The organism is Kineococcus indalonis, from assembly GCF_009906395.1.
Lineage (GTDB): Bacteria > Actinomycetota > Actinomycetes > Actinomycetales > Kineococcaceae > Kineococcus > Kineococcus indalonis.
In genome coordinates this window covers 1-985 of sequence record NZ_JAAALM010000869.1, presented here as the reverse complement: position 1 = coordinate 985, position 985 = coordinate 1, and the positions used below count along the sequence as shown (strand labels likewise).

Annotated in this window: 1 protein-coding gene; it reads left to right on the top strand. The window is 67.6% G+C overall.

What is annotated here, in order from left to right; genetic code table 11:
- Positions 1–958, top strand: a 958-nt coding sequence (locus tag GTR00_RS21635) for an IS3 family transposase (RefSeq protein WP_166613552.1), incomplete at its 5' end; no start/stop codon positions are given.
- Positions 959–985 lie beyond the last annotated feature (27 nt).

The following is a 985-nucleotide window of genomic DNA, read 5'->3' as shown; positions in this document are numbered from 1 at the left end:
ACCCGCGCCAGCACTGATCGTCCGCTTCGTCGACGAGATGAGAGTCAAGGGCTTCGCGGTCGAGTCGATCTGCGCCGTGCTCACCGAGCAGGGGCTCCAGGTCGCCGCGAGGACCTACCGTGCTTGGAAGGCCGGGGTAGCGCCGTCGGCGCGCACGGTCTCCGACGCCCACGTGCTGAACGCCCTGCGATCCACTGCTGGGCAGCCGGAGTTGCTGTACGGACGGCGCAAGATGGCCGCTCACCTGCGCCGGCAGGGTCTGGCCGTGGCGCACTGCACCGTGGACCGGTTGATGCGGGCAGAAGGCATGAACGGAGCCCGGCGGGCGCGGAAGGTCCGCACCACCATCCCCGGCAAGGACGGAGTGCGGGCTGGGGACCTGCTGAACCGCCAGTTCACCGCGCCAGCGCCGAACCTGGTCTGGGTCGCCGACTTCACGTACGTCAGGACGTGGGCGGGGTTCGTCTACGTCGCCTTCATCGTCGACGTCTTCGCGCAGCGGATCGTGGGCTGGCACGCGATGAGCAGCAAGCACACCGACCTGGTCTTGACCTGCCTGCGGATGGCGACCTGGGGACGCGAGAACGAGGGAACCCCGGTGGCACCCGGTCTGATCATGCACTCGGATGCCGGGTCGCAGTACAAGAGCTTGAGGCTGACCGAGCACCTGGCCATCGAAGGTTTCGCGGCGTCGATCGGTTCGGTCGGCGATGCCTACGACAACGCGCTGATGGAGACGGTGATCGGGCTCTACAAGACCGAGTGCGTCCGACCAGGTCCCTTCCACATCGGGCCGCTGAAGACCCTGTCCGACGTGGAGTACGCCACCGCGACCTGGGTGGAGTGGTGGAACAACGCCCGGCTGCACTCTCGGCTGGGCTACCGCCCACCGGCCGAGGCGGAGGCCGCCCACTACGCTGACCTCAACGCCTCCATCCCGGAGTCGTGCCCCACATGAAGACGGCATCAAAGCCGTGACGCTTCA